This window comes from Desulfurobacterium atlanticum (genome assembly GCF_900188395.1).
Classification (GTDB): Bacteria; Aquificota; Aquificia; order Desulfurobacteriales; family Desulfurobacteriaceae; genus Desulfurobacterium_A; species Desulfurobacterium_A atlanticum.
Genome location: NZ_FZOB01000002.1, coordinates 182,134 through 195,677 on the forward strand (window position 1 = coordinate 182,134; position 13,544 = coordinate 195,677).

General features: G+C 37.5%; 12 protein-coding genes. 7 read left to right on the forward strand and 5 right to left on the reverse strand.

Annotated features, from left to right (window positions below):
* Window positions 1-3: 3 nt before the first annotated feature.
* Both mutL and CHB58_RS02470 read right to left on the reverse strand, forming a co-directional pair.
* Window positions 4-1,458: a DNA mismatch repair endonuclease MutL gene (mutL, locus tag CHB58_RS02465; RefSeq protein ID WP_089322520.1), complete on the reverse strand. Its 1,455-nt coding sequence runs from the start codon at window positions 1,456-1,458 to the stop codon at window positions 4-6.
* Window positions 1,442-3,232, reverse strand: a complete 1,791-nt coding sequence (locus CHB58_RS02470) for a chloride channel protein (protein WP_245807319.1) — start codon at window positions 3,230-3,232, stop codon at window positions 1,442-1,444. The genes mutL and CHB58_RS02470 overlap by 17 nt, the downstream gene beginning before the upstream one ends.
* A 275-nt stretch (window positions 3,233-3,507) precedes the next feature.
* Between CHB58_RS02470 and CHB58_RS02475 the strand changes: the two genes are divergently transcribed.
* The 7 genes from CHB58_RS02475 to CHB58_RS02505 all read left to right on the forward strand — a co-directional run bounded on the left by CHB58_RS02475 (window position 3,508) and on the right by CHB58_RS02505 (window position 9,775).
* The gene (locus CHB58_RS02475) at window positions 3,508-4,200 is read left to right on the forward strand and encodes a TIGR00703 family protein (protein ID WP_089322521.1); all 693 of its coding nucleotides are present in this window, start codon (window positions 3,508-3,510) and stop codon (window positions 4,198-4,200) included.
* Between the two features lie 8 nt (window positions 4,201-4,208).
* Window positions 4,209-4,928, forward strand: a complete 720-nt coding sequence (locus CHB58_RS02480; protein WP_089322522.1) for a hypothetical protein — start codon at window positions 4,209-4,211, stop codon at window positions 4,926-4,928.
* Window positions 4,929-4,952: 24 nt separating this feature from the next.
* A complete protein-coding gene (pfdA, locus tag CHB58_RS02485; protein WP_089322523.1) occupies window positions 4,953-5,408 on the forward strand; it encodes a prefoldin subunit alpha in 456 nt (151 codons plus the stop codon).
* On the forward strand, window positions 5,389-5,541 hold the full coding sequence (locus CHB58_RS02490) for a prefoldin subunit (protein ID WP_089322524.1): 153 nt from the start codon (window positions 5,389-5,391) through the stop codon (window positions 5,539-5,541). The genes pfdA and CHB58_RS02490 overlap by 20 nt, the downstream gene beginning before the upstream one ends.
* Before the next feature lie 100 nt (window positions 5,542-5,641).
* Window positions 5,642-6,397 carry a tRNA pseudouridine(38-40) synthase TruA gene (gene truA / locus CHB58_RS02495; RefSeq protein ID WP_089322525.1) on the forward strand — a complete coding sequence of 252 codons (756 nt, stop codon included), beginning with the start codon at window positions 5,642-5,644 and terminating at the stop codon, window positions 6,395-6,397.
* Between the two features lie 25 nt (window positions 6,398-6,422).
* Window positions 6,423-8,663, forward strand: a complete 2,241-nt coding sequence (gene hypF / locus CHB58_RS02500) for a carbamoyltransferase HypF (protein ID WP_089322526.1) — start codon at window positions 6,423-6,425, stop codon at window positions 8,661-8,663.
* Window positions 8,660-9,775 (forward strand): aminotransferase class I/II-fold pyridoxal phosphate-dependent enzyme, encoded by a 1,116-nt coding sequence (locus CHB58_RS02505; RefSeq protein ID WP_089322527.1) that lies wholly within the window; start codon window positions 8,660-8,662, stop codon window positions 9,773-9,775. The genes hypF and CHB58_RS02505 overlap by 4 nt, the downstream gene beginning before the upstream one ends.
* A 24-nt stretch (window positions 9,776-9,799) precedes the next feature.
* On the opposite strand, the gene rbr is transcribed toward CHB58_RS02505, so the two are convergent.
* From rbr to CHB58_RS02520, 3 genes are all read right to left on the reverse strand, one after another.
* Window positions 9,800-10,384 carry a rubrerythrin gene (gene rbr / locus CHB58_RS02510; protein WP_089322528.1) on the reverse strand — a complete coding sequence of 195 codons (585 nt, stop codon included), beginning with the start codon at window positions 10,382-10,384 and terminating at the stop codon, window positions 9,800-9,802.
* 232 nt (window positions 10,385-10,616) lie between these two features.
* Window positions 10,617-12,410, reverse strand: coding sequence for an aspartate--tRNA ligase (aspS, locus tag CHB58_RS02515; RefSeq protein ID WP_089322529.1), 1,794 nt, complete (start codon window positions 12,408-12,410; stop codon window positions 10,617-10,619).
* A 208-nt stretch (window positions 12,411-12,618) separates the two neighbouring features.
* Window positions 12,619-13,542: a 1-phosphofructokinase family hexose kinase gene (locus CHB58_RS02520; RefSeq protein WP_089322530.1), complete on the reverse strand. Its 924-nt coding sequence runs from the start codon at window positions 13,540-13,542 to the stop codon at window positions 12,619-12,621.
* Window positions 13,543-13,544 lie beyond the last annotated feature (2 nt).

Here is a 13,544-nt window from a genome sequence, read left to right on the forward strand (position 1 = left end):
TCTTTAAATTCTACCAAGCTTTTTTAAAATTTCCCGCTTTCTTATCCTATAAAATATAGGCCTTCCGTGGGGGCAAACATTCTTCTCTTTACAGGAAAGATAAAGATTTATCAACTTTTGAACATCATCTATTGAAACAAAAGTTGTGCCACCCTTTATAGCCCTTTTACAGGCAACAGAAGCAATAGATTCAGGAGACTCTCCATTCAACAGCTTGTAAACATCTTCAACAGTTAAGATAGAAGGGATTGAAACAACTTTATAAAAATTTTTCTCTTTTACAACCTCTACTCCGAATCTTCCCAAAGTGACAACTTTCTGGTAATCCTCTATTCTTTCTCCAATTTCAACATTTACTCTATCAACTTCTCCTTTAAACAGCTTTTCAAGCAGAAGTTCATAGTTAACCCTTTCATGAAGAAGGTGCTTATCAAAAAAATAGTAATACTCTCCATCTTCACATATAACAACGGTATCATCACTACCTATTATGTTTAACCTGCTTTGATAAAAAGCCTCTTCCGTCTCTTTTAATAACCTTCGGGTAGCAAACGAAGGAAACTTATACAAAGACGTATCCACTTTTTTTTCAATTTCATCAAGAATATTTCTAATGTTTTTTAAAATTACTCTATCCTTTAATGGAGATAGGTTTACATCAACAGACGAAGGAGGAACATCTATAAACAAAACATACTCATCAATCATCAACTTTTTTAAAAGTTCCGAAATCTCTTTAACAATCACAGGCCTTCTGTTAACAAAAATCTTCCTGACCTTTCCGCTTTTCCCTTCAAATGAAGTTTTAAAAAAACCGATGAAGAATCTACCTTCAGCAACTTTAAAATTGGTAATTCCGACCATCTTCACTCTCTCAACCAGAGAAGAAGGATAGAATACCCTATCTCCTACTTTAAAAAAAATAGACTCGTTTGCCAACGCATAATCCATAATAACAGCTTTCATCTTTGTTTTCTCTGCTTTTGAAATCTCCCGTTTTCTGATAGGAGCATTAAAATAAAGATTTGAAACAGATACAGCCGTACCCCCTGAAAATGTTATCGGTTTATAATCAACAATTTCTCCTCCTCTGACAAAAATCTCTCCCCCAATATCTTCATTAAAATATCTGCTTTTTATTCTTAATTCGGAAAACAGAGAAATAGCGTGCAGCGCTTCTCCTCTAAATCCGTAGGTTTTAAGTCTGTTGAAGTCGTCAATGGAAAAAATTTTACTGGTAGCAAACCTTTCAACAGAGAGAGGAAGGTCTTCTAAAGGAATTCCCTCACCGTCATCAACCACTTTAAACTCAAAAGGAGAAACAATATCAACAACTATTTTAGAAGCATTGGCATCTATGCTGTTTTCTATAAGCTCTTTCAAAACGGCAGAGGGAGAAACAGCTATCTGTCCAGCCGCTATTTTTGAAATTATACTTTCATCAAGCCGATGTATCATAGTTTCCTGACAGCTTTTTCCTCTCCTGCTCGGCAAGGAAGTTCGCTATATCCACTCTTGTAATCATACCAACAAGATTTTTACTTTCAAAATCTTCAACAACAGGAGCTCTTCCAACACCGTTTGTTATAAAGGTGTTTAAAACCTCAAGTATTGTCATATCAGGCAGGACACAAACAGGATTTTCTGTCATAATATGCTTAACCTCAACCTTATCCCTGTCAGGAATAGGTACTTTCATTATGTCCCTTCCTGTAACCATACCGATAACCCTGCCATTTTCAACAACAGGGATTCCTGAAATAGTATATTGAGCCATTAACCTTTCAGCCTTTATAACCGGATCATCAGGAGAAAGAGTTATAACATTCTTTGTCATAATATCAGCAACTTTAAATGTTCTAAGTAGGGCTCCTTTAAGCTCGTCCATGTGAGCTGGAGAATCAATTCTGCTTGGAACCTGAGCGGGGAACATACTTATATCGGTTGTTAAAAGATACGCAACAGAAACAGATATAAGGGCAGGCACAAGAAGGTCATAACCTCCTGTTATCTCTACAACGAGAATAAGTGTTGATAGAGGAATATTTGCCGCTGCAGCAAGGGTAGCAATCATTCCAACGATTACAAGAGAAGCTATATCAAGCTCCGAAGGAGGCATAATACTTAAAAAGTGGGCAATATGATAAAAGGAAGCTCCTGTTAATCCACCAATTACAAGACAGGGACCAAATATACCACCAGAACCACCGGAACCAAGGGTAAGAGAGAGCCCTAAAATAACCATAAAAACACCTAATATTATATGGATGGGAGTTAAGTAATGGAAATTACCGAGCATTATAAGCTGTATCCAACCGTAAGCACTTCCTATTGCAAGGGGATTAAGCATACCTAAAATGCCTGTAAAAAATCCGCCTATTGCAGGTTTTAAAGCAGGGTGAAGTTCAAGATTAATGAAAAGGTGGTGAATCTTAAAAAAGGTATAAACCAACAAACGGGCAACGAAAGCTGCAAGAACACCCATTACAAAATAGGTTATGAAAAGTGGAAGAGATAAACCCTCAAAAGGTTTGGTGGGAACCTTGAACATGTGTTCAAAACCCAGGAAAATCCCAACAATAATGTAAGAAGTAACAGAAGCTATAAATCCCGGAATTAACGCTTCAACTTCAAAATCTCTTCTGTAAAAAAGTTCACCTGAAAGGAGTGCACCTGCAAGAGGAGCTTTAAAAACTCCAGCAATTCCAGCCCCAAGGCCGACGGCAAGGGCAATGTTTCTATCATGCTCATCAAGCTTAAACAGTTTACCCACAAAAGAGCCAACACTACCGCCTATCAATGCACTTGGACCTTCCATTCCGGAAACGCCGCCTGAACCTATGGTTATTGAAGAAGTGATAAGTTTAAAAACGGCAGACTTCAGGCCCAGGGGTAATCTGAAATGGAACGCTTTAATTGCCATCTCAGTACCTTCGCCGCGGGCTTCCGGGACAAGATAGGTGATTATGCCCACTATCAGTCCGCCCAGAGCAACGCAAAAAGGTAAAAGAAAAGGTCTTTCCATAATAAAGTGAAAAACAACATGACCTCCAGCTTCACCTGCCGGTAGTGGAGGATAGTATCCCACTATTTTTCCAAGGAAAATTTCATAGGAGAATTCAACAGCCTTTATAAATACGATTATGAAAAGACCACATAAGACTCCTATTACTCCGGGAACGAAAAGGTCTTGAAAGTTTTCATGGTAGGAAATCGTAAAACGCTTTTTCAACCCTCCAAATTGGATCAATTCTTTTCCTCCTTGGAACTAACCCCATATAAAAAATCGCTCCCGCTATAAGCATAATAATTATATAACCAAACACGAAAATTACAAAAATAGCCAATCTAATTTTAGAGTATTCAATAACTTCTGCATTTAAAGTAAAAGGAGATCTGTTCTACAGTCTTAAATCCTCTTTTTGTTGAAGTTTAAATATTGACAGTTAGTTTCATAAAATATAAATTATTATTGTAGATAATTTGATAGTAATATGGAGGATTTAGATGAATCTTACGGAACTGAGGGAATTGCAGGCACTTAATACACTTGTGTTTGAAACACTTGGGCAACCTGAAAAAGAAAGGGAGTTTAAGTTTAAATCTCTTAAAAGATGGGGGCTTGATTTAATTTTAGGAAAGAAAGGTGGGGAGGAAACGTTTTTTGTTTCCGAGTACGGGAAAAGAAAAGTGGGGGATACGTATGAAGAAGAGGGGGTAAAGTACGAAGTTAATGAAGTTCTGGAGGCTCTTCCAAAGAACAAAAAGTTATTTGCCCATATAGAGATGGAAAACGGAACAGCATATATAGTTGGCGAGTTGAGGGAAGGAGACAAAAACATTGAAATACTTAGACTTCCAGCTGCATCAATGCTTCTTGCATACTTCAAAAAGCACCGTCTTCACCACCTTATAGAAGCTTTACGAAACGTAGGAACAGCTACAGAACTTGTGAAACAGAGAGGGCAGGAAGGAAAGCCCTATCCGTTTGAAAAACTTCCAAACGTTGCAAGAAGATTTTTGAGAGAAGCTAAAAAAGTGGAGAAGGAAGCTGGTTTTGGCAGAGTGGCACTTGCATATTTTGGAGAAAACAAAGATGGAGATCCAAGATTCAGGGTATCCTGGCTACTTCCAACAATAGCTTTATTTGAAATAGATATAGCAGAAAAAGCTGACAAACTTCTTGCAGCTTTTAAATAGGAGTAAAAATGGAACTTTTAACATGGACTCCTATACTGTTTGCAAAGAAGGAGTTTCCAAGGGATGAGAGCGGGAAACCGTTTCTCCCCGGAAATGTTATAAAGGAAGGGATAATAAGTGCTTTCATTTACTACTACATAAAAAAAGACAGGGATATAGAAAGCAGAGTGAAGCTTTATCTGTTGAAGCAACATCTAAACCCTGATGAAGTGGTGAGAAGGATTAAAGAGATTATCTCTGATAAGTATCCTGAAATTCTAAACTTTGAAGTGATAGAAAGGATAGATCTTTCAAGTGGAGAGATATATACGACAACAGCAGAAGTTTTCCATCTAAAAAATTGGAAAGAGATAGAAACTTTTAAAGTGGAAGTGTTTAAAGGAAAGATAGAGCTTCCTCTGAAAATAAAGATACTTGAGAAACTTAAAGCTGCGGGGCACTCATTTTGTGAAGCTCTCGCAAGGATGGAAATGAGAATGCTTGGAGAACATCCCATTGTTGAGACATTCTACAAACCTCTGCTAAATGATATGAAAAGGTGGGAGATTCCCCTTAGACTTGGGATGTGGACTGATACAAAATTTAGGGGTAATTTGCTCTTTTTCTGGAGAATCAAAGAGGTCAGGAATAGAATTTTTGAAGAGCTGAAAATAGACATAAGACCAACAAAGGTTATTTACTTACCAAGAGAAAAAGCCACAGCAGGGTGGTGTGAGATAAAAATTTAAAAACCTGTTAGAGGGAGGTGAGTCATGGCTGTGAAGAAGAACGACAAAGGGATGACAGATCTTACAAGACAGCTCAGAAGCCTCATTGCACAGATTGAGGCGTTGAGGGTGGAAATTTCTCAGCTGGACACCCTTGTATCTGAGTACAGAAGCACCATTACAACGCTAAAAAACCTTAAAGAGCTTGGAGCCGAGAAAGAGGTTCTTCTGCCTGTAGGAAGGATAGCTCAGGTAGGGGCTAAACTTGAAGATGTGGATAAGGTAGTGATAAGTATTGGGAGCGGTATATCTGTAGAACTTCCATTTGATGAAGCTGTTGAACAGATAGAAAAGGAGATTATAGCTGTTCTTGCTCTGAGAGAAGCACTGGAAAAAGCTATGGTTGAGCTTTACGGTAAGGTTGAAGAGCTGTCTCAAAAAATAAGAGAACACGGACAGGCAGAAGCTGGAGGCAAAGAAGATGAAGGAGAAGAAAAATAAAGAAAAGGAAAGGGTGTTAAAATTTCTTGAAAAGTTGCCTCCAGACAGGAAAATTTATTATAGAATCGGAACTGTTATGGTGGAGGTTACAAGGGAGGAAGCGATAAGGCTTTTAGAAAAAGAGGAAAACTAAAAATATTTGTGGCTATATAAAGAGGCTGCTTTTTATAGCAGCCTCTTTTGTTTTTCTGGTAGAGTATTTTTGCAAAATTTTAGTTTTTGGAGTTTCTTTAATGGAAAGAAACATAAAAATAACTCTTGAGTATGATGGAACAAACTATATGGGCTGGCAGATTCAGAAGCACGGAAAAACAATACAGGGAACTGTTAAAGAGGTTATTGAAAAGATAGTTAATCATAAGATAAATCTTGTAGGTGCAAGTAGAACAGATGCTGGAGTTCATGCTTTTGGACAGGTTGCAAATTTTAAAACAACAAAAGAAATGCCTATTGAAAGGCTTAAAAGAGCAATTAATGGTCTTTTGCCGCCAGACATAAAAGTTGTGAAAACAGAAGAAGTTTCTCTTTCTTTCCATTCAAGACTTGATTCCAGGGGTAAAACGTATGTTTACCGGATTTTTAATAGAGATGTTCCATCTCCTTTTGAATATAAAAAGGCATGGTTTATCTCTCACGAAATCAAAGAAGCAGAACTACAGAAAGTGTTAAACCATTTTATAGGAACACACGACTTTACCACTTTTTCAAAACTATCATCAGATGAGAAGAAAAATCCGATTAGAACCATAGATAGGATAGATGTGAAAAGGGTTAATCACACAATAACGATAACTATAACAGGCCGTTCCTTTCTAAGACACATGATAAGAGTGATAGTTGCAACAGCAGTTGAATCGCTAAAAGGAAAAATAGATAGAGACTCCATCCCCGAACTTTTTAAAAAGCGAGACAGAAAGTTTGCCCCTTTCCTTGCGCCTCCTGAGGGATTATACTTAATGAAAGTTTATTATAATGATTATCCATTTTAAATAATATCCATATATTAGGAGTCTTATGAGAGTTAAAATATTTATCACAGGGACCGTTCAGGGTGTTGGATTTCGCCCGTTTATATACAACCTTGCAACACATTTGGGACTTAAAGGATACGTTCTTAATGATGTAACAGGAGTAACTATAGAAGCTGAAGGGGAAAAGGAAAAACTGGAACAGCTTATTGTAAGGATAGAAAAAGAGAAACCTCCTATATCAAAAATTTACAGTATGGAGTATAAGTTTCTTGAAGATAAAGGTTATAAAAGCTTTGAGATTAAAAAAAGCAGTGAATCTGGTGAAAAAAGAGCACTTATCCTGCCAGACCTTGCAACGTGTAATGACTGTTTTAACGAACTTGAAAATCCTGAGGATAGAAGATATCTGTATCCTTTTATCAACTGCACAAACTGCGGTCCAAGATTTACAATAATAGAGAAACTTCCCTACGACAGAAAAAACACAACAATGAAAATTTTTAAAATGTGTCCTGAATGTGAACGGGAGTACAACGATCCATCAAACAGAAGATTCCATGCACAGCCAAACGCCTGCCCTGTATGCGGTCCGCATATCACTCTAACAGACAATACCGGTAAAATTATAGCTGAAAAGGAAGAAGCACTAATAAAAACTGTTGAGCTGATAAAAGAGGGGAAAATACTGGCGGTTAAGGGGCTTGGCGGATTTCATCTAATATGCGATGCAACAAATGAAAAAGCGGTAAGAGAATTAAGGATAAGAAAACACAGGGAAGAAAAACCTCTTGCGGTAATGTTTCCCGATATAGATGCGATTAAAAAGGTAGCTGAAGTAAACAAACTTGAAGAGAGAGCTTTACTATCAATAGAAAAACCGATTGTAATTTTAAAAAAGAAAAAAAACTTCAACCTTGCACCTTCAATAGCTCCAGATAACACAACAATAGGTGCATTTCTTCCCTATACGCCGCTTCACCACCTGATTTTAAAATTCCTGAAAAAACCAATAGTTGCAACAAGTGCAAACGTAACAGACGACCCTATCGTAAAAGATAATGATGAAGCGGTAGAAAGACTTGGAGAAATTGCCGATTTTCTTTTAATTCACAACAGACCTATAAAAAGAAGATGTGATGATTCTGTTGTGAGGATAGTTGCACAAAAGCCTGCTCCTATAAGACGCTCAAGGGGATTTGCTCCTCTTCCTGTTAAACTTCCATTTAAACTGAAAAAGCCTGTTCTTGCCCTTGGACCGTTTATGAAGAATACAATTGCCGTTGGAGTGGATGATAAAGTTTTCATCTCTCAGCACATCGGAGACCTTGAAACACCTCTTGCAGTTCAGTTTTTTGAAGAAACCATAAAAGATTTTCTGAATCTATTTGAGATAAACCCTGAAGTAGTTGTATCGGATAAGCATCCGGGTTACTACTCAACAAAGTATGGAGAGAAACACTACAAAGAAAAACTTTTAAAAGTTCAGCACCACTTTGCCCATCTTCTTTCATGCCTTGCAGAAAATGAAGTAGCACCTGAAGAAACAGTCATAGGATTTGCGTTTGATGGAACGGGATATGGAGATGATGGAACTATTTGGGGTGGAGAAGTTTTTATCGTTAACTATAAATCCTACAGGAGAGTTTTCTATTTGAAACCCTTTCCACTTCCCGGAGGAGAGAAAGCTGTGAAAGAACCGTACAGAACAGCATTTTCCCTGTGCTATACATCAAATACCCCTCTACCGGAAAATCTGACCAAACCGCAGGAGATAAAATTTCTGGAAAAAATGGTGGAGAGAAAAATCAATTCACCTTTAACGTCCAGTATGGGAAGACTGTTTGATGGAATTTGCGCAATAGCCGGAATAAGAAGAAAAGTATCATACCACGCACAGGGGGCAATTCTTCTTGAACAGGCAGCACTGAAAAGCGACACAAAAAAATCCTATTCATTTAAAATAGAAGGAAATGTAATAAACTGGGAACCTGCTTTAAAAGAGATTGTTCAGGACATTAAAAAGGGACTTCCTGTAGAAATTATTGCCCGCAAATTTCACAACGCTGTGGCAAATATGATTGTTGATACTGCTCTCCTTTTAAGGAAAACTTATGGAATAAATAGCGTGGCACTGTCAGGTGGAGTGTTTCAAAACGGACTACTTATTGAAACAGTTTTACCAGAACTAAAAGATAAGGGTTTAAAAACATATACTCACCAGATAGTCCCCACAAACGACGGAGGTATATCCCTTGGTCAGGTCATCGCAGGAGGTTTAGCGTGAAGAGATTTGAAGGTGTTACACCGTTTATAGTGATGGATATTGTAAGAGATGCTCAGAAATATGAAGACACCATCCATTTTGAAGTGGGACAGCCGGACCTTCAACCGCCACATCAGGTTTGGGAATTTGCCCAGAAAGCGGTAAAAGAACACAGAACAGAATATACAGAAAGCCTTGGTCTTATCGCTTTAAGGGAAAAGATTGCAGAGTTTTACTACAAAAAATACGGTGTTAATATATCTCCGGGAAGAATTGCAATAACTTCAGGAACTTCAGGTGCATTTCTTGTTGCATACTCAGTGCTTCTTGATTTTAAAGAGAAAATTTTACTTACAGATCCATCCTATCCCTGCTATAAAAATTTTGCAAAGGTACTTGATATTGAACCTGTTTTTGAGCCTATAGACAGTTCTACAAATTATCAGCTAACACCTGGAAAGCTGAAAAAACACAAAAAAATCAAAGCTGTTCACATTTCATCTCCTTCAAATCCGATAGGAAACGTTTACGACAGAGAAAATTTCAAATCCCTTATAGAAACGGCAGAAAATTCAGGCATTTATTTCATTTCAGATGAGATATATCACGGACTGGTATATGACAAAAAGGAACATACAGCTCTTGAGTTTTCAGATAATGCAATAGTTATCAACGGATTTTCAAAATACTTTTGTATGCCGGGATTTCGTCTCGGATGGATTATACTGCCAGAAAAACTTGTAAGAAAAGCTGAAATAGTTCTTCAAAATTTCTTTATCAGTGCACCAACAATAAGCCAATATGCCGCTCTCGGAGCATTTGACTTTGAACATCTAAATAAAACAACTCAAGTCTTCAAAGAAAGAAGAGATTTTCTATTAAAGGAGCTTTCTGAAATATTTGAAATTGATGCAAGACCAGAAGGTGCTTTCTACATATGGGCTAACATCTCAAAATACCACAACGATTCATTTACTTTTGCAAAAGAACTTCTTGAAAACATCCACGTAGCTGTTACACCTGGAGTTGACTTTGGAGAAAACAGAACTAGAGAATATATAAGGTTTGCTTATACAAGAAACATAAAACATCTGAAAGAAGGAGCTGAAAGAATTAAAAATTATCTAAAATAGGGCCGTAAACCCTCGGCCCTATAATTAATACTCTTCACACTTCACTTCAAAATAATTCTTTGGATGATCACATGAAGGACAAACTTCAGGTGGCTCTTCTCCCTCATGAACATAACCGCACTTCATACACGCCCATACAATCTTTTTCTCTTTCTTGAAAATTGTACCGTTCTCTATCTCCTGAAGAAGCTTTTTAAATCTCTCCTCATGATGCTTTTCTGCAACAGCTATCGCTCTTAATCTCTTGGCTATTTCAGGATAACCTTCCTTTTCAGCCACATCTGCAAACTCAGGATACATGGTAGTATATTCGTAATTTTCACCTTCTATTGCAGATTTAAGATTATCAACAGTATTACCTAAAATAGTTGGAACTTCCGTTTCAACCTTTAAAACAGATAGGTCTTCATCACACTTATCTTTAAGAACATTTATAAGTCTCATAAGCCACTTAGCGTGCTCTCTCTCCTGTTCGGCAGTTAAAAGAAACACCTCAGCCACCTTTTCATACCCTTCTTTCTTTGCCACTTTGGCATAAAATGTATATCTGTTCCTTGCCTGACTTTCCCCCACAAACGCTTTTGCAAGATTCTCAATCACCTGCTTCATAGACCCTCCATTTATATAGTTGTTTAACCTTAAATATAAAGTAAAAAAAACAACCTCGCAATTATTTAATTCCAAAATCAACAATTTCACAAAGCTTTTATTCAAGTAAGAAAAAAGACCTATCCGATGAAACTATTTTGTATACTAAACTAATAATGAAACACGCAAAGAGAAAGATTTCATTGAAGTAAGCATTTAAAAATATAAGCGGGCAAAAGCCCGCTGGAAATTATTATTCTTTTTCTTCCTCCGCTTCTACAGTAATACCAAGTTCCTGAAGCTGTTCCTCTCTTACAGTATCTGGAGCTCCTGTTAAAAGACACTGTCCCCTTTGAGTTTTTGGAAATGCTATAACCTCTCTAATAGAATCCTCTTTGCAAAGTATAGAGCAAATCCTGTCAAGACCAAATGCCATTCCTCCGTGAGGAGGAGCTCCATATTTTAACGCTTCAATCAAAAACCCAAATCTATCTCTTGCTTCCTCTTCGGAAAGACCTATCACTTTAAAAATCTTTTCCTGAATATCACTTCTGTGAATACGGATACTGCCACCGCCTATCTCAACCCCGTTAAGCACCATATCATAAGCTCTTGCCTTTACACTTCCCGGGTCTGTCTCAAGCTTCTCAATATCTTCCTCTTTCGGGCTTGTAAATGGATGGTGAAGAGCTTCCCACCTGTTTTCATCTTCATTCCACTCAAACATAGGAAAATCGGTAATCCATAGAAGATTCACTTTATTTTCATCTATAAGCCCTGCCATTTTCCCAAGTTTCAACCTTAAATTTGAAAGGGCATGATTAACAACATCCTTCTTATCAGCAACAAAAAACAGAATATCCCCGGTTTCTGCTTCAAATCTTTCAAGAATTTTGTTAATCTCCCCTTCAGAGAAAAACTTAACTATAGGAGATTGAAGCCCATCAGGATTCACTTTTATCCATGCAAGTCCTTTTGCCCCGTATATACCTACAAACTTTGTAAGCTCATCAATCTCCTTACGGGAAAGGGAAGCTCCACCTTTAAAGTTTATTCCTTTTACAATTCCGCCACCTTCTGCAACCATCCTGAAAACTTTAAAATTACATTCAGCAGCTATATCGGTAATATTTTTAAGCTCAAGGCCAAATCTTGTATCAGGTCTATCGGTTCCAAATCTTTCCATAGCTTCATCGTAAGTCATTACAGGCAAAGGAATTTCCACATCTATATCAAGAAGTTCCCTATAGATTCGCTTTATAAGTCTTTCTGCAAAAGACATTACATCTTTCTCTTTTACAAAAGACATCTCAAAGTCTATCTGGGTAAATTCCGGCTGTCTGTCAGCCCTTAAATCTTCATCTCTGAAACACTTAACTATCTGGAAGTATTTATCAAATCCTGAAACCATCAAAATCTGTTTAAAAAGCTGAGGAGATTGAGGCAGTGCATAGAATTTTCCCTGATGCATTCTACTTGGAACAAGAAAATCCCTTGCGCCTTCAGGAGTGCTTTTTGTTAAAAACGGTGTTTCTATCTCTATAAAACCTTCCTCATCAAAAGTTTTTCTTACAACCTGATAAAGGCGATGTCTGAAAATAATGTTTTCCTGCATCTTTTTTCTTCTTAAATCAAGGAAACGGTATCTAAGACGAACATCCTCACCTGCTTTAACATCATCATCAACAGGGAAAGGTAACGGCTCACTACGATTTAAAATCTTAAGTTCATCAACATAAACCTCAACTTCTCCGGTTGAAATTTTTGGATTTTCTGTTCCTTCCGGCCTTTTTCTTACTTCTCCCTTTACTGCAAGAACAAACTCATCCCTTATCTTTTTTGCTCTCTCTGTTAACTCCTGACTTATCTCCGGGCTTACAACTATCTGAATTTTCCCGGTTCTATCTCTTAAATCTATAAAAACCACTCCTCCGTGGTCTCTTGTAGAATCAACCCATCCTGCAAGAGACACTCTCTCTCCAACATTTTCTTTTCTCAATTCACCACAGTAATGTGTTCTTTCAAAATCACCAAAATGGTCAAGCATCTTTCCTCTCCACAGTTTAAAATTGCAGCCTAATTATCCTAAATGAAGATTTCAATAGCAACAGTTAAATATGGTCTTAAACTTTCCGTAATTTCAAAAGTATTGAGATTCTTAACCAATACTCAAAGTGACTACACTTTTACTATTCCGAGAACAAAGCCCGAAAAATTTCTCAAAGTTTAAAGCCGTCTTTCAGACATTCTCACAATTAAACATAAGAAACCATTACCCGTTCATAAATATCGTAAACTGTATCAACATCACAAAGTTTCGGTCCCTCTTTCATAACAGTAGCAGTTCCGCAGGCAACTGCAAATGCAAGAGATTCTTCAAGAGACCAGCCTTTGTCAAGAGAAAAGATAAAACCTCCAACAACAGAATCCCCTGCACCAACGGTATTTACAACTTTAACTTCCGGGGGAACTGCTCTTATAACCTTATCAGCAGTAACAGCAACAGCCCCATACCTTCCAAGAGAGCTTACAACAACGGAAACTCCCATGGAAACAACTTCCTTACAGGCTTTAACTATATCATTAAAATCAAATAAAGGTCGTCCCACAAGGCGCTCAAGCTCGTGCTTGTTGGGTTTTATAGCAAAGGGAGAAGCCTTCACCGCATTTTTCAAAAGCATACCGTCAGCATCAACAAGAACTTCACACCCTTTCATCTTAAAATGCTCAATAATATCTTTGTAAAACGTATCAGGTAAACCTGGAGGAACACTTCCACCAAGTATAAGAAACTGAGGCGAATAACTACATATAAGCTCTTTCAGTTCTCTTACTTCCTCATCTGAAAGAACCGGTCCTTTACACGCTATTAAAACATGAGAACCTTTACCTTTCTGCTCAAGAATTGTATTAACCCTTGTTTCCTCTTTAATACCAACAGCTTTAAAATCAACCCTCTCTTTCTCAAGTCCTTTTCTAACACATTCTCCTATACAACCGCCAAGAACCGTTATAAGATTTGGAGAAGCACCGAGCCTGCTTATAACCCTTGCAGCATTTAAACCTTTACCGCCAGGTGAGAGGAAAGGATTCTCCACTCTGTTTGTATCATCCTCTTTTAAAACGGAAGTGTAATAGTAAACATCAAGGCACGGATTTGGACATACAGAAACTATCATCA

Bases quoted from the DNA above. Each gene is read 5' to 3' on its own strand.
- mutL (WP_089322520.1), bottom strand. From the start codon at position 1,458: ATGATACATCGGCTTGATGAAAGTATAATTTCAAAAATAGCGGCTGGA.
- CHB58_RS02475 (WP_089322521.1), top strand. From the start codon at position 3,508: ATGAATCTTACGGAACTGAGGGAATTGCAGGCACTTAATACACTTGTG.
- CHB58_RS02480 (WP_089322522.1), top strand. From the start codon at position 4,209: ATGGAACTTTTAACATGGACTCCTATACTGTTTGCAAAGAAGGAGTTT.
- pfdA (WP_089322523.1), top strand. From the start codon at position 4,953: ATGGCTGTGAAGAAGAACGACAAAGGGATGACAGATCTTACAAGACAG.
- CHB58_RS02490 (WP_089322524.1), top strand. From the start codon at position 5,389: ATGAAGGAGAAGAAAAATAAAGAAAAGGAAAGGGTGTTAAAATTTCTT.
- truA (WP_089322525.1), top strand. From the start codon at position 5,642: ATGGAAAGAAACATAAAAATAACTCTTGAGTATGATGGAACAAACTAT.
- hypF (WP_089322526.1), top strand. From the start codon at position 6,423: ATGAGAGTTAAAATATTTATCACAGGGACCGTTCAGGGTGTTGGATTT.
- rbr (WP_089322528.1), bottom strand. From the start codon at position 10,384: ATGAAGCAGGTGATTGAGAATCTTGCAAAAGCGTTTGTGGGGGAAAGT.
- aspS (WP_089322529.1), bottom strand. From the start codon at position 12,410: ATGCTTGACCATTTTGGTGATTTTGAAAGAACACATTACTGTGGTGAA.
- CHB58_RS02520 (WP_089322530.1), bottom strand. From the start codon at position 13,542: ATGATAGTTTCTGTATGTCCAAATCCGTGCCTTGATGTTTACTATTAC.